The following is a 13,658-nucleotide window of genomic DNA, read 5'->3' as shown; positions in this document are numbered from 1 at the left end:
TTGAAAAAGACCTTCATAAAATCGATAAAGGAAAGGGACAGCGTCCAGGACGCCTTCCTCGTCACGAAAAAGGAGACCGGCATAAGCAAGTCCGGGAAGCCCTATCTTAACATGAAGCTCATGGACTCGACCGGGGAGATGGAGGCGAGGGTATGGGACGACGCCGAGGAGCTTTCAAGGGGCTTCAAGAAGGACGACATAGTCATAATCAAGGGCTTTGCCGTAGCCTACCAGGGCGGCGTTCAGCTCAATGTGTCCGCCGTAAAGGCTGCGCCTGAGGAGAAGTACCAGCTCCGGGACTTCCTTCCGTCTTCAGGAAAGACGCACGAGGAGCTTTCATCCGGCCTCGCTTCGGTCATCGCGGGCATAAAGGACAGGCATATAAAGGCGCTCATCGAATCCATATTCTCCGACCCGGAGATAAGGGGGGCCTTCCTAATGGCCCCTGCTGCCAAATCCATGCACCATCCGTACCTGGGCGGACTCGCTGAGCACGTGCTCTCGATATGCGGCCTGGTCGAGAAGGTGGCTGGGCACTACGGGGAGTGCGTGAACAAAGACCTCCTCACGGCAGGCGCGCTGCTCCACGACATAGGCAAAATATGGGAGCTTTCATACCAGAGGTCCTTCGACTACACTGACGAGGGCAGGCTTATCGGGCATATCACGATGGGTACGGACCTCATCGAGAGAAAGGCCGGCGCCATCCCTGGCTTTCCGAGGGAGCTTTCGATGCTCCTCAAGCACCTCGTGCTATCCCACCACGGCCAGCTCGAGTTCGGCTCGCCCAAGAGGCCCAAGACGATCGAGGCCATAATACTTTCCTACCTCGACGACCTCGACGCCAAGGTCAGCACCGTAAAGGGGCTTATCGAGGACAAGGGCGACGGCTCCAACTGGACATCCTACCAGAGGCTCTTCGAGCGTTACATCTACAAGGGCGGGACCCCTGCGGGAGGTCAAGACGAGCGGGCCGCTGACAGGGCGGACAGGACGGATGACGGCGGCGAGGACGGCAAGGGAAACCTGAACCTCTTCAAATGAGCCCCGCCTTCACGATGGACCCCGAAAAGAAAAGAGAGGCGCTCCGGAGAAGGATCGCCCGTGCGTGCGCGGTCAACTTCAAGGGCTCCGTCCCGGTATTCGGAGAGGGCCCTGTCCCGTGCAGGCTCATGGTCATAGGCGAGGCCCCGGGGCGCGACGAAACCAGGCTCGGGAGGCCTTTCGTGGGCAAGGGCGGGTCTTTTTTTGTTGGCGTCCTTGAAGAGGCGCTGGGGCTGGGGAGGGACGAGGTTTATATAACGAACGTCCTCAATATCTGGCCCAATGTCGAGACGAAAAGGCGCCGGACAAGGCCCCCGGAGAGAGACGAAGCCGCGTTCTTCGTCCCATTCCTTCTTGAGGAGATAGGCATAGTGGACCCGGCTGTCATCATAACAGCCGGCAAGACGGCATTTTTGGCGCTTTTCCCCGGGAGGCCCTTTATGCCCGGCGAATGGGCCGAATACGAGGGCAGGGCGGTCATGCCCGTCTACCATCCGTCATACCTCTTGAGAAGGCAGAAAAGGCTCAAGGAGAGCGTCGCGGAGCTGAAGGGCTCGCTTGAATCCGTTAGAGAGAAGCTCGGGTCATAGGCCGCCGCCCTTTTGTTGACTGACGGGGCTGCATACCGGGCAATACGGGAGACCGGCGTCGAGCGGGCAATCATGGCCGCACTCTGCGCAGCAGACGCAGTCCTCGGCAGGGTAGGTGCAGACCGGGCAGACCTCCTCCCCTGGCACGTTCATCTTTTTGTCTTTTTTCCCCTCGCTCAATTCCATAAGAACCCCTCGGGCCTTTTTTATTAATTATACCGCCGTTCCAGCCCGCGTGCGAAACCCTGCCGTTGCGTCAGAAAAGGAGCCTGAACTCGGCGAAGTAGAAATCCGAGCTTCCGGAGGCAATCTCTCTCCTGTCGTTAAGGGGTATCTGCACCCCGGTAGTGAAATCCAGGCCGCCGGGCAGGTCGTACTTCAGCGCCGGGCCTGCAAACGTGCTCCCCTCCTCCATGTCATAGACGCCGAAGCCCTGGAACTTTATGCCGGGGCCGAGGTTAAGCCCCAGCCCGGTGCCTACCATCCGGCTTTCGTCGGAAAGGAGGTCCGAAACCCCGGCGCCGGGGATGCTCAGGAGCCGTGCGCTGTCCCTGGTGTAATTGCCTTCCATGAGGCCGTAAAGGGTCGGCGGGAAACCCGGGTCGAGTATGGAGCTTAAGGGATCCTGAGGCGCTCCCGGGCCTTCGCCCTGCATGGGCGGGTCGCTCCACCATGCGCCTGGCAGAGTGCCGGAAAGTGCAGGTGCAGCTGCATGGAATGTGGCCGCGAGCATGCCATACAATAATAATAGGGGCATTGTTTTCCCGTTCACGGTTGCCGGCAGGGCATACGCATATATAATTGATTCATCCGTGACGAAATCCCGAGGAAGGGTCTTCCATGCCGGGCATCGCAAGTATCCTTAAGAACTGGCGCACGCTCTCGATAACAGCCGGACTTTCATGGATTATGAAGCTCCTTATGGCGCTGCTTCTCCCGGTCGCGGCCATAAAGGGAGAATACCTCTTTATCGCACTCATATTCTTCTCGATAGCGGTGTCCCTTATACCGAGCCTACTGGAGAGGAACTACAAGGTGACGCTCCCTTTCGAGATGGACCTGCTTATAACCGTCTCCATATTCGCGAACACGTTCATGGGCGAATGGCTCGATTTCTACGAGAAGGTATGGCTTTACGACAAGCTCCTTCACGTATACAGCAGCGGCGTCGTGGGCCTCCTGGCTTTCATCGTCGTATATACTTTGAATTATACCGGAAAAGTGCGCCTCTCGTTGCCTTTTATCGGGGTCTTTACCTTGACGTTCGCCATGGCCATGGGCGCCATGTGGGAGATCGGGGAGTTTACGGTCGACAGCCTCTTCGGTAAGAACACCCAGAAGGGGCTCGGCGACACGATGTGGGACCTCATAAGCGACTTTATGGGCGGCTCGGTCGTCGCGGCGCTGGGCATGGCTTATGTCAGATACGCGAACCCGGACGAACGGAAAAGGCTTGCCAGGCCCCTAGGCGAAGTATTCGGAACGGGTAACAGGATGAAACGAGCGAGGGCGCGGATTAAACGGGCGGACCCAGGGGCCGGGCCGACGGAAGAGGGCGCTCGGGACACTGAATAAGCCCCGTCCTGGCGAGGCGGGCCGGAGGATGACAAAAATAAAGGCGGCAGGTCTTACCTGCCGCCTTTTTGTCTCCGCGGACAGTACTCTCCGGTCGGTAAGAGATGGATAGTTAAGCCATCCGAAGACGGCCCCCACATCCTTCTCTTGCCGATCGGGTTTCCTGCCCGCGAAGACAGCCCTTGCTTTCCCGGACCGGTTTTTCCAGCCGGTTAGAGGAGGTTTCGACAACCATCCGAAGACGGCTTTCTTATCTCTCCTCTTACCAGCCGGATATCCCGGTCCGGGAAAGCAACCTTCAAGTCGGCTGCTGAAAAAGCCCATCTGCTTCGTTGTCTTGCAGCGTATACAAAAAATACGCCTCATTCCTAGCTTCTCGACGCCTCGCATCTGGAGCTTTTTGGGCAGCTTCCAGCGGATTTCGATTTTTCGTACCTGCTAAATCTGGTACGCCTCTTCCACGTGGAAGAAGTTGTCGACTTCCTCCTCGATTACCGACGCGAGGTCCGAAACCGAGACGAGGCCCAGGAGCTTATTGCCCTCCACGATCGGCAGCCTCCGGATCTTCTTCCTCGCCATGAGCCTTGAGGCGTCGAAGACGTCGGTGTCCGGAGGCGAGGTTATGACGTTCGACCGCATTATCGAATTTATTTTCGTCGCGTCCGGATCCTTTCCTCCCGCCAGCCACACGACTATGTCGCGGTCTGTCACGCAACCCTTGATCGACTCTCCGTTCGTGAGAAGCAGATACCCTATCCTGTAGTCCTTCATCTTCTTCGCGACTTCCCTTACGCTCGCGTCAGGACTGGCCGTTACGACCTTTTTCTGCATTATCTGCCTTAGCTGCATTTCCCTTACCCCTTTCCTGTTCATGGGGAGACAGGCTCATGTATAAATCGTAATCCATAACCTGTCTTTGTCAAGACGCCCGAACCCTTGCGTCAATGCCTTACTTTGATGGTATCCCAAAATCGGGGGGTGTCAAGTCGGGCGGGAATAGATGGATATGCGCACATGGGCTCACGGCTCATCGTTTGACTCGCCATTGTCCGGGAGTATACTTTTAAAATACGTCTTCCGAAGCCGCGCCCTTCCTGCCCGGGCAAGGCCTCCCTTGCAAAGAAAAGATTGAAACCAATTTACCGGACCGGAGTGGGCACATGGGCCTCCTGGCATACGCTATCCCCGTACTCTTTTTCCTGGTCTCCGGGTGCGAGTTGATAGACTCCGTCATCGTCATAGAGCCGAAGAAGGGGACGATGGCGATGGCAGCGGGTAGCGCCGTCGCGAAGGATGGAACCCCAGGCGACTGCGCCGGCGCTTCGGGAAGGGCGCCGGTCCCGTGCAGGGACCTGAGTAAAGCCGGCAAGGCCGGGTACGAGGACGGCTCGTTTATAAAGCCCATACCTGAAAAACGTAAGGCGGACGGCGCTTCCGAGCAGGGCTCCGGGTTCGCGAGCCTTATGAGGAAGCTTGTGAAGACCGGGATGCGCCTCTATGCCTGGCCGGAGGCGGACTAGTCGATGCCCGAGCTCCCCGACGTGGAGACGATGAGGCGCTACTTTGAAAGGACTTCCCTCGGAAAACGGGTGGCTGAGGTCGAGATAATGACACGGAGCGTGCTCGATGGCAGCCCGGGCGAATTCCGGGCCGCATTGAAAGGAAGGCGGTTCACCTCCACGAGGAGGCACGGGAAGTACCTCTTCGCCTCGGCGGAAGGCCCGTGGCTGGTGCTCCACTTCGGCATGACTGGCGGGATCGAGCTCAAGACAGACGGCAAAGCCCCGCCTCCGCACTCGAGGGTGGCCTTCGGCTTTGACGACGGCTCGCGTCTCTATTTTTTCGACACGAGGATGTTCGGCAGGGCCGGCATATCGGGCGACGTCGACGAGTTCATCAGGCGGAAAAGGCTCGGACCGGACGCGCTCTCGATCGATTTCGGCCCGTTCAGGGCGGCCCTCAAAAAGACGAGGAGGGGGATAAAGCAGGCCCTCATGGACCAGTCGGTCCTGGCCGGGCTCGGTAACGTGTACGCCGACGAGGCCCTTTTCCAGGCCGGCATACACCCGCTTGAGGACGCCGGAGGCCTTGGCGACGACGAGGCGCGGAGGCTTTTCGAGGCCATTGGAAAATCGCTACGGAAGGCAGTGGGCCTTGAGGCTCAAGCGTCCCGGTTCCCGGAGGGGTTCATAATACCGAAAAGGCACAAAGGCGCGCGCTGCCCGAGGTGCGGGGCGGCAATCGAGGCGCTCTCCATACAGAAAAGGACGGCTTATTTCTGCCCGGCCTGCCAGAGGCGAGGAAAATAAAAAGGGGCGCCCCTTTCGGAGAGCGCCCCTTTTGAATTTCCATGTACTAAGGTTGCGTTTGCTGCCCTTCCTTGAACGCCTCCACCTGCAGGAGGAGCTTCACCTCGTCGCTTACGGCCGGTATGGCGTAAGTCATTCCGAACTCCGAGCGCTTTATCGTCGTGGCCGCGTCAGCCCCGCAGACGAACTTCTTGTTTATCGGATGCACCTTGCAGTCGAAAGATGATATCGAGAGGGTGACGGGCCTGGTTATTCCCAGAAGCGTGAGATCGCCGACGACGCTCTTTGGCACATCATTCTCGAACTCGATCGAGCTTGACTTGAAGGTTATGGTCGGGTGCTTCTCGACGTTAAAGAAATCTTCGTTCCTCAAGTGCTTCTCCAGCTCATCGAGCCCGGTGCTTACTGTCCTGGCGTCTATCGTTATCTCCACGGAGCCCGTCTTTGCCGCGCGGTCGAGCGTTATGCGGCCGCTCGTCCCATCGAAGCGGCCCCGCTGGGTCGAAAGCCCCATGTGGCTCACCTCGAAGCTCGGGTAAGTGTGCCTCTGGTCGATAACGAAGTTCTCCACCTCCGCGTAGGCCGGGAGCGCGATGAATAGGAGCGAAACCGTTGCCATCAGTCTTTTCATGCCCGTCAAGCCCTCCTTTTTGATGGTTGAATTGCCGGTTATCATTTATTTCCTTACCGCCGGCGCCTTGAACCTGAAGTGTATCTCCACCTCGTCCGCAACGGTGCCGGTGTCGGACCATGCGCCTTCGCCTATCCCGAAATCAAGGCGCTTTATTACGAACCTGCCTTCGAAGACCCACGAATCCCCGGCCTTTTTGGCGGTAAAGGGCGCGCTTGCCTCCTTTTCCCGGCCCTTTATGGTCATGGTCCCGTTTACGACGTATCGGCCGGGCCCGGTCTCCTTTAGCGAACTCGACCTGAACTCCGCCCTGGGGTAGCTTGCCGTATGGAACCAGGGTTTGCGTTTTATCTCGATTGTGGCCTCGTCCGAGCCCGCGTCAATGCTGTCGAGGTATATGGTTATGGATGCGCTGCTCTTCCCGGGGTCCGCAGAGTCGAAATTCACGTCGGCGTCGAACTTCCCGAAGCCCCCCTTGATCGGGACACCCATCTGCCTTGATATGAAGTCGATACGGCTGTCTTCCTTCATTATAGGGACTGAAGCTGCAGCGTCAGGCAGCATGGCGATCAGAAGGAGGGCGCCAGCAATCGTGCGGAGCCCGAGCATGCGCCGGAGGACGTCGTCCCTGTCAATGAAGTGGTGCTTGAGGGCCGCCATTATGTGGAGCGCGACCGCGGCCAGAAAGGCCTTGTTCATGATGAAGTGGACGAGCTCGAGCCGCTCCGCAAGGGCCTTGTCCTTGCCTACGAGGTCGGGAATAGGAAAGGCCCCGAGAAAGACGGTCTGGAAGCCGTGGGCCGAGCTCATGAGCCAGCCTGAGAGCGGGACAGCCAGCGCGAGCAGGTAAAGGATGATATGCGAGGCCCTGGCCGCGGCGCGTTCCCATGAAGGCATCTTCTCTGGAAGGGGCGGCGGGGCGTTGAAGGACCGCCAGCCCAGCCTTATGACTGCGAGTAGAAAGACGGCGACCCCGGCCCATTTGTGATAGGAGAAGAGCTGGAGCTTGAGGGGCGAAAAGGCAAGCGTTACCATGTACGCGCCGAGCGCAAACGCGGAGACGACGAGGACCGCGCTCGCCCAGTGTAGGGCTATGGCGGTGAGGGTGTACCTGCCTGGACCGGCTTCGACTATCATATTACGCGATCGCTTCTCCAAGGCCTGCCTGACGGATAAGTCGTTAATTATGCGATTTTATAGTCTGCCTGTCTTCCTCATGCCGAGCGTGAAGGAGACCGCTTTGCCGCCAGTGAGTCAATGCCCCTGCTTCCGCTTATTGGCAGAAGGGCCTTCATCGACGGCCTTCTGGAAGTTGAACATGTTCCGCGCAGTATTGAATTCGAGGTGGGGCAGGTTGTCGGTATTCACGAGGTTGAAGTCTCTCAGGTGATAGTCGATCATATCGAAAGGCACTACCGGCGTCTGGATGTATGAGACGATGAAATCCGAAGTGGCCTTGGCAAAAAGGTTCCCCGCGTCGTACTTGATCCTAGGTATGGCGAGAAGGCTTTCTATGTAGGCCGGGTCCACGGCCGGATATTCGTGAGAGGCGATGATGGCCACGTCGAAGCCCTCGACCCAGTATGAGACGTATTCGAACCGCTCCCTCAGGGTCTTGATTATGAGCTTCATGTCCTCTATGCTCATCTCGTAGCCGGGCGCCCACTGGAAAAGGAGGCCGCCTTTTTTGAGCCGCTCGTCGGCGAGCTTGTAGAACTCGCGCGTAAAGAGCATCGAAACCCCCGAGACCCAGATATTCGGCGGTTCGGAAACGATTACGTCGTACTTGTGGGGGGTAGTCTTTATGAAATGGCGGCCGTCGTGGATGTGGACGCTTATCCTCGGGTCGTTCAGGGCGTCGTTATTTACCCCCCTGAAATGGGTCCCGGTGGCCTCGACGACCAGCGGGTCGATCTCCACCACGTCTATGTGCTTCACCTGCGGATGGGCCTTTATGGCCCCTACTGTAAACCCGCCGCCCAGCCCTATGTTCAGCACCCTCTCGGGGTTTTTGTGGAGGAAAAGCGGCAGGTGCCCTATCAGGAGCTGCGTATGGGTGTCGGCGATGTTGTTGGACGCGTCCACCTTGCCGTTATTGATGAGCTGGAGCTCGTTCTGGACCTTGTCGTGCCGGACGGAGACGAGCCCGTAGTGCCCGTGCCTGGAGTAGATGATGTCCCTTTCCATGTAGTACTTGTTGTACTTGAATTCTTCGAGCGATGATTTCCTTATGCCCCCGTAATATACGCCCCAGTTGAGCGAGGGCGGGTTGCCGAAGAGATAGCCTCCAGCGAGAAAGACTCCGGCCAGGCCTGCGCCAAGGGCGTAATGGAGCCTGGCGCGGCCTCCGGCCATCGCGAGGGCCGCGAAGCCGATGAGGAGATATGCCGCGAAGGCCAGGAAGTTGGTCTTTTCGAGGCCGAGGGAGGGTATAATGAAGAAACCGGCGGCAAAGGCCCCGGCTATCCCGCCCGCGGTGTTGAAGGCGAAGGTTATGCCCGCGTCCTCGCCCCTGGTCTCCTTTTTCCTCCCGAATATCCTGACCGCCAGCGGGAAGTTGGCGCCCATGAGGGCGGCAGGCACGAGCATTATGACGAAGGCGATTGTGAAGAGGGTGCCTTGAAAGATATAGAAATTGTCAATGGCCAGGAAGAGCTTGAAGTATATCGTCTCGATCCATGATGAGGAGCGTATGACCAGGAGCGCGAACCCCCCGATAAGGATTTCGATGTAGGCGAAAAGGAGTAGCGGATTCCTGAGGCTTTCGATGCGGCGCTTTACCGCGAAGCTTCCGATGGAGAGCCCCAGGAGAAACGCCGCGATTACAATCGAGAACGCGTATATGCTGGTGCCGAAAATGAGGTGGAAATACCTGGACCAGACGACCTCGAGCATGAGGGCGGAGAAGCCCCCGAAAAAGAGGGCCGCGAGTATGAAGGCCCTTGCAGGGTCGAGCTTTAGCCCGGCCTTTGCGCCCGCGGCTCCCTCCGCCACGGCCGCCTCTTCCGGCGCGCCACGCTTCGTGGCCAGTATGAACGCGCCGAGGAGCACATAGGCGAGGGCCGCGATAAAGGAGGACTCCCGGAGGCCAATATGCGGGACGAGGACGAACCCGCTCACGACCGCGCCGAGGGCCGCCCCGAGCGTGTCGAGGAAATATATGAAGGCCACGTCCTTCCCGAGCTTGCCGAACTCGATTGAATAAAGGTAGGTGCATATGGGGAACATGGAGCCTATTATGGTCGTCGGGAATATGAGTATCGCGAATATGAGTACGAGCTTGATAAGGTTTGAGGCGAGGGCGGATTCGATATTGCCTGAGAGGCTTGTATATATGAGGTCAACCAGGCCGAAGAGGTGCCCTATGAAGAAGCAATAGGCGCCAAGCAACACGAGGAGCGCGCCCATGGTCATGTATTTGTTCTTCGCCTTCCGTATCCAGATGCCGCCGAGATAGCCGCCCAGGGCTATGCCTGAGAGGAATACGGTAAGAGTGGTCGATATTGAGAGGGCGGTCGAGCCGAATATTGCCATTATGTTGCGGGTCCAGAGGACCTGGTAGACGAGGGAGATGAAATTGACCGCGAACGCGGTCAGAAGCAGTACGGCGACCCCCTTCCTTCTCATATTCCCAACACGCTTATCCTTTCGCTGAGGCTGATGTGCAAGGCGAATGCGTTTCCAAACCGGGCTGAGCTTGAGGCATGATTGCACCGCATCAGGTCCGGTCCCCTCAAGCGGTCCCCTGTTTTCTGGAGCGTTCCGGAATTGTATAAAAAATCGGAACAATTATCAACAGGCAAAATGGGCCGGAGGAAAGGGGCGAGGGGCTATCCCTGCGTTTTCAAATAGAAATAGGGCCCGGTGGGGACATCGGTTATGGCTGGCAAGGCGGCAGGGCGCGGCGGATTCGAGCGGAATAGCGAGATACTGCGCGGGAGGCGTGGATTGAGCTTATATCCACCCCGAGGAGAGCGCCGGGGTCATTTGCCGAGCTTGTATCTCAAGTAGCACTCCCCGACAGGGCCCGGCTTCTCGCTCCCCGTAAGCTCTATCCCAGTCTTGAGGGCCTTCCCCATCGCGGACTTGACCATCTGGCTTATGGGGCACACGCCCTTTTTGCCGCCGCTTCTCAGGACCTCGTTGCCGTTGCAGATGTCGCAGCCCTTGACGTAGAGGTAGGCGGTGCCGTCGTCGTTGAACTCAAGCCTGGCCACGTCCGAAAACCTGAACGGCCCGCTCATCCAGGCCTCTATCGCTTCCTTGAACCCTGCCCGGTCAGCTGGAAGCTCCTTCAGCGTCTTCTGCCAGGCATTGGCAAGGAGCGCCCCTATCCTGGCGTTATATTTCTGCGCGTCCTCGCCGAGGGCCTCGAAAACGGCCGCGTGGTATGCGGCGAAAAACTCCTTTGAGAAATCGTGCGTCATTGTCTTCTCCTCTTTCGATATCATGGCGTCCTCACCCTTCCCGTAAGGCGCCGCTTTTCGTCAAGGTGCTCGAAAAGGACCTCCCTCATGATGTCGCAGGCCGTCGTTACCTTCGGGTTCGCTAGCGAGTAGCGGATGCTCACCCCCTCGCGCCTGCTCTTAAGGAGCCCCTTGGTCCGCATGATGGCCAGGTGCTGGGATGCGTTCGCGTTGGAGATGCCGACCTTTCCTGCTATATCGGTCGCCGAAAGCTCCCTGTCGCGGAGGATATGGAGTATCTCGAGGCGCTTGGGGTTCGCAAGGCACTGGCATACGCCCGCCTGTATCTCGAAGACCTCTTTCCGTATGGAGTCCTTTTTGCTCACCTGGTCGATTCCCGTAGATTCAATTATTTAATAAACTACTTAAATAATAGCCCGGGCCGGGCCTTCCGGTCAAGGGAAAAAAGAGGGCAGGGGAAGGCGGGACGTTTCCCCTGCCTTGCATTGAATTCAGGCCTTCCCGCCGCCTCGTAGGCTATCCCTGAAATATGTGTTCACGTTGTCGAGCGCGCAGAAGCTCCCGCACATGGTGCAGGTGTCGGGCTCCTCAGGTGCGCGGCTCATTCTTATCTCGGCGGCCCTCTCGCCGAACAAGCCGAGCCTCTGCTGCTCGTCCCACTTTAAGTCCCTCCTGGCCTTTGCCATCGCCATATCCCTTGAGCCGTTCTTGAGCTTCACCATGTCGCCTGCGTGCGCGGCTATCCTTGCGGCCCTCACTCCCTCGACGACGTCGTCTTTGTTCGGCAGGGCAAGGTGCTCCGCCGGGGTCACGTAGCATATGAGGTCTGCCCCGTAGCGCGCGGCCTCGGCAGCCCCTATTGCCGCGGATATGTGGTCGTACCCGGCTGCGACGTCGGTCGTGAGCGGGCCGAGCACGTAGAACGGGGCGTCATTGCTCATCCTCTTTTGCAGCTTGACGTTGGCCTCTATGTCGTCGAGCGGCAGATGCCCCGGCCCCTCGCACATCATCTGGCAGCCCATCTCCTGCCCGGCCTCCGCAAGCTCGCAGTTTATGAGTAGCTCCTGCACCTGGGCCCTGTCGAGGCTGTCGTGCACCGCGCCGGCTCGCAGGCCGTTCCCGAGGCTCAGCACGCAGTCGTACTTCTTGAGTATCCCGACTACTTTGTCGAATTTCTCGTAGAGCGGGTTCTCCTTGTTATTCCTGAGCATCCAGCCGACCATGTAGGAGCCGCCCCGGGATACGAGCCCGCCGTAGCGGTAGCCCTGCCTGTTCAATCGCTCTATCGTGAGCCTGTTGATGCCGCAGTGGACGGCCATGAAAGAGATGCCGTCCGCGCACTGCCTCTCAAGCACGTCGAAAAGGAGCTCTTCCGTAAGCTTGTTCGGGTCGTGGTATTTTTCGATCGCCTCCTTGAAGGCCTGGTAGAGCGGGACGCTCCCTACAGAAAGGGAGGTGGCCGCAAGCACCTCCTTCCTTATGGCGTCGAGGTCTCCTCCGACGGAAAGCTCCATCAGGGTGTCTGCCCCGGCCTTCTCGGCGGCAATGGCCTTTTCCACCTCGGCCTTCACGTCGATTATGTCGGAAGACGTCCCGATGCTCGCGTTGACCTTGGTCCTGAGACCAGCGCCTATTGCCACGAGCCGGGCCTTCCTTCCGGTGTTGTTGGGGATTACGGCTTTTCCCTCGGCTATCATCTGCCGGATGTATTCGGCCGTCCTGCCTTCGCTTACCGCGGCCTCTTCCATCTCTTTCGTTTTAACGCCTTTCCTTGCGGCTTCTATCTGCGTCATGTTTTCTCCTGAATTTGCCAGTTCCATGGCATGGGATTAAAAAGTCTTTTTGAACGATATATCGATGTCATTTTGAGGAGCCGAAGGCGACGGGGAATCCGTGACACGGCTGATTCATAAAAAACCGAGATTCTTCGCTATGCCCAGAATGAAATGCTTATTTTCGATAAACTTTTTGCAACTTGCTGAAATAAAAAAATCCTCAGAGCTTTCGCTCTGAGGATTGCACCCGTTACTTCACCCTCAGTAATTTGTGTTTTCGGCGAGGCCTTCCAGTCCGCGAGAAGGCCTTCGGCAATTCACATCAGGCAGGTCTTCTGGCTTCCGGATCAGCCTACTCGCCCGACCTTCCCAGGATGGTTCCCAGTGGTATTGTCGGCTTTCGTCCCCGGTCACAGCGGCGGGACCGCTCCCGATTCCCGGTTTCAGAAACCGGCCACGGGATTCCCTCTTAATCCCCGAAGGGGATTACCTGATATATGTGGGCGTACTTTAATATGGAGGGCTTCCGCTGTCAAGGGGTTTGCCTCGGCTGATGCCTCGGCTCGCTCTTTAGCAGATTCCGTTTATACTTGAATAAAGTGGAGGGGGCTATGCAGGAAGAAAACGCGCTCAGGATATACCTTGAAAGGGAAGGATACGAGCTCCAACGCAGGGCAAGCTATTTTGATGCCGTCATAGAGCATGTTCCAGAGGGGCTTGCCCTGATAGACACTGATAGCAATACCGTCAAGAGCGTCAGCAGATATGCGGCATTGTACGCGAGGCGCACAAGGGAAGAGCTCGAACGCATACCGATTGACGAGGTGGTCGAGCGATGGCATATCTTCAAAAGCGACGGCGTAAGCAAGCCCACGGACGATGAGTTCATACTCAAGAGGACGATTGATCAAAATGCCTGTTTTGAGAACGAAGAATGGGTTTTCAGGACTCCTGAAGGAGCGAAAGTCATCGTTCTCATGAATTCGTGTCCGGTCTTGAACGAGGCTGGCGAAGTGGTCGGCGCCGTGCTTTCGTGGGTTGACATAAGCGAGCGCAAGGCCGCCGAGGAAAGGATAAGGAGTCTGAACATCGAGCTGAACGAGGCCCTGAGGAAGGTGAAGGTGCTGAGCGGCATGCTTAACCTATGCGCCGTATGCAAACGGATCCAGGACGACTTGGGCAACTGGCAGTCCATCGAGAAATACATAGAGCAGCGCTCGGAAGCGGTCTTCAGCCACGGCATATGCCCGGACTGCGCTGAAAGGCTTTACGGCGAAAAAGGTGAGAAGACAGATAAATGACTGGCG

Annotated in this window: 15 protein-coding genes, 1 pseudogene and 1 riboswitch; of the genes and pseudogenes, 6 read left to right on the top strand and 10 right to left on the bottom strand. The window is 57.8% G+C overall.

Annotated features, from left to right (window positions below; translation table 11 throughout):
• Together QY316_09510 and QY316_09505 are read left to right on the top strand one after the other, a co-directional pair.
• Nucleotides 1–1,044: an HD domain-containing protein gene (locus QY316_09510; GenBank protein ID WKZ32141.1), complete on the top strand. Its 1,044-nt coding sequence runs from the start codon at nt 1–3 to the stop codon at nt 1,042–1,044.
• A complete protein-coding gene (locus tag QY316_09505) occupies nt 1,041–1,634 on the top strand; it encodes a uracil-DNA glycosylase (protein ID WKZ32140.1) in 594 nt (197 codons plus the stop codon). Before QY316_09510 ends, QY316_09505 begins: the two co-directional genes overlap by 4 nt.
• Here QY316_09505 and QY316_09500 read toward each other — a convergent pair.
• Entirely contained in the window at nt 1,629–1,820 is a 192-nt protein-coding gene (locus tag QY316_09500; protein WKZ32139.1) for a hypothetical protein, read from the bottom strand. The two genes, QY316_09505 and QY316_09500, sit on opposite strands and share 6 nt — an antisense overlap.
• Nucleotides 1,821–1,890: 70 nt before the next feature.
• Nucleotides 1,891–2,391, bottom strand: coding sequence for a hypothetical protein (locus tag QY316_09495; GenBank protein ID WKZ32138.1), 501 nt, complete (start codon nt 2,389–2,391; stop codon nt 1,891–1,893).
• Nucleotides 2,392–2,474: 83 nt separating this feature from the next.
• Here QY316_09495 and QY316_09490 point away from each other — a divergent pair, with 83 nt between their 5' ends.
• A complete protein-coding gene (locus QY316_09490; protein ID WKZ32137.1) occupies nt 2,475–3,209 on the top strand; it encodes a hypothetical protein in 735 nt (244 codons plus the stop codon).
• A 438-nt stretch (nt 3,210–3,647) separates the two neighbouring features.
• On the opposite strand, the gene QY316_09485 is transcribed toward QY316_09490, so the two are convergent.
• Nucleotides 3,648–4,082, bottom strand: coding sequence for a CBS domain-containing protein (locus tag QY316_09485; GenBank protein WKZ32136.1), 435 nt, complete (start codon nt 4,080–4,082; stop codon nt 3,648–3,650).
• Between the two features lie 287 nt (nt 4,083–4,369).
• On the opposite strand from QY316_09485, the gene QY316_09480 reads away from it, so the two are divergent.
• Nucleotides 4,370–4,729, top strand: coding sequence for a hypothetical protein (locus QY316_09480; GenBank protein ID WKZ32135.1), 360 nt, complete (start codon nt 4,370–4,372; stop codon nt 4,727–4,729).
• 3 nt (nt 4,730–4,732) lie between these two features.
• Nucleotides 4,733–5,518 carry a DNA-formamidopyrimidine glycosylase family protein gene (locus QY316_09475; protein ID WKZ32134.1) on the top strand — a complete coding sequence of 262 codons (786 nt, stop codon included), beginning with the start codon at nt 4,733–4,735 and terminating at the stop codon, nt 5,516–5,518.
• A gap of 46 nt (nt 5,519–5,564) precedes the next feature.
• On the opposite strand, the gene QY316_09470 is transcribed toward QY316_09475, so the two are convergent.
• The 7 genes and pseudogenes from QY316_09470 to thiC all read right to left on the bottom strand — a co-directional run bounded on the left by QY316_09470 (nt 5,565) and on the right by thiC (nt 12,369).
• Nucleotides 5,565–6,149, bottom strand: coding sequence for a YceI family protein (locus QY316_09470; protein ID WKZ32133.1), 585 nt, complete (start codon nt 6,147–6,149; stop codon nt 5,565–5,567).
• Between the two features lie 45 nt (nt 6,150–6,194).
• Entirely contained in the window at nt 6,195–6,680 is a 486-nt protein-coding gene (locus QY316_09465) for a YceI family protein (GenBank protein WKZ34110.1), read from the bottom strand.
• A 72-nt stretch (nt 6,681–6,752) separates the two neighbouring features.
• Nucleotides 6,753–7,286 (bottom strand): annotated as a pseudogene (locus tag QY316_09460) (cytochrome b).
• 117 nt (nt 7,287–7,403) lie between these two features.
• Nucleotides 7,404–9,776, bottom strand: a complete 2,373-nt coding sequence (locus tag QY316_09455) for a fused MFS/spermidine synthase (protein WKZ32132.1) — start codon at nt 9,774–9,776, stop codon at nt 7,404–7,406.
• Nucleotides 9,777–10,132: 356 nt separating this feature from the next.
• Nucleotides 10,133–10,600 (bottom strand): hypothetical protein, encoded by a 468-nt coding sequence (locus QY316_09450; protein WKZ32131.1) that lies wholly within the window; start codon nt 10,598–10,600, stop codon nt 10,133–10,135.
• Nucleotides 10,597–10,941: a metalloregulator ArsR/SmtB family transcription factor gene (locus QY316_09445; GenBank protein ID WKZ32130.1), complete on the bottom strand. Its 345-nt coding sequence runs from the start codon at nt 10,939–10,941 to the stop codon at nt 10,597–10,599. The genes QY316_09450 and QY316_09445 overlap by 4 nt, the downstream gene beginning before the upstream one ends.
• 126 nt (nt 10,942–11,067) lie before the next feature.
• On the bottom strand, nt 11,068–12,369 hold the full coding sequence (gene thiC, locus QY316_09440; GenBank protein ID WKZ32129.1) for a phosphomethylpyrimidine synthase ThiC: 1,302 nt from the start codon (nt 12,367–12,369) through the stop codon (nt 11,068–11,070).
• 289 nt (nt 12,370–12,658) lie between these two features.
• A riboswitch (cobalamin riboswitch) is annotated at nt 12,659–12,860 on the bottom strand.
• Nucleotides 12,861–12,962: 102 nt separating this feature from the next.
• Between thiC and QY316_09435 the strand changes: the two genes are divergently transcribed.
• Nucleotides 12,963–13,652, top strand: coding sequence for a PAS domain-containing protein (locus QY316_09435; GenBank protein WKZ32128.1), 690 nt, complete (start codon nt 12,963–12,965; stop codon nt 13,650–13,652).
• Nucleotides 13,653–13,658: the final 6 nt, after the last annotated feature.

The organism is Thermodesulfobacteriota bacterium (assembly GCA_030583865.1).
Classification (GTDB): Bacteria; Desulfobacterota; GWC2-55-46; order GWC2-55-46; family GWC2-55-46; genus UBA5799.
This window is presented reverse-complemented; position numbering and strand designations above follow the sequence as displayed.

Excerpts from the sequence above, each read along its gene's own strand:
- QY316_09505 (WKZ32140.1), top strand. The coding sequence starts at position 1,041 with ATGAGCCCCGCCTTCACGATGGACCCCGAAAAGAAAAGAGAGGCGCTC.
- QY316_09500 (WKZ32139.1), bottom strand. The coding sequence starts at position 1,820 with ATGGAATTGAGCGAGGGGAAAAAAGACAAAAAGATGAACGTGCCAGGG.
- QY316_09495 (WKZ32138.1), bottom strand. The coding sequence starts at position 2,391 with ATGCCCCTATTATTATTGTATGGCATGCTCGCGGCCACATTCCATGCA.
- QY316_09490 (WKZ32137.1), top strand. The coding sequence starts at position 2,475 with ATGCCGGGCATCGCAAGTATCCTTAAGAACTGGCGCACGCTCTCGATA.
- QY316_09485 (WKZ32136.1), bottom strand. The coding sequence starts at position 4,082 with ATGAACAGGAAAGGGGTAAGGGAAATGCAGCTAAGGCAGATAATGCAG.
- QY316_09480 (WKZ32135.1), top strand. The coding sequence starts at position 4,370 with ATGGGCCTCCTGGCATACGCTATCCCCGTACTCTTTTTCCTGGTCTCC.
- QY316_09475 (WKZ32134.1), top strand. The coding sequence starts at position 4,733 with ATGCCCGAGCTCCCCGACGTGGAGACGATGAGGCGCTACTTTGAAAGG.
- QY316_09470 (WKZ32133.1), bottom strand. The coding sequence starts at position 6,149 with ATGAAAAGACTGATGGCAACGGTTTCGCTCCTATTCATCGCGCTCCCG.
- QY316_09465 (WKZ34110.1), bottom strand. The coding sequence starts at position 6,680 with ATGAAGGAAGACAGCCGTATCGACTTCATATCAAGGCAGATGGGTGTC.
- QY316_09455 (WKZ32132.1), bottom strand. The coding sequence starts at position 9,776 with ATGAGAAGGAAGGGGGTCGCCGTACTGCTTCTGACCGCGTTCGCGGTC.
- QY316_09450 (WKZ32131.1), bottom strand. The coding sequence starts at position 10,600 with ATGATATCGAAAGAGGAGAAGACAATGACGCACGATTTCTCAAAGGAG.
- thiC (WKZ32129.1), bottom strand. The coding sequence starts at position 12,369 with ATGACGCAGATAGAAGCCGCAAGGAAAGGCGTTAAAACGAAAGAGATG.
- QY316_09435 (WKZ32128.1), top strand. The coding sequence starts at position 12,963 with ATGCAGGAAGAAAACGCGCTCAGGATATACCTTGAAAGGGAAGGATAC.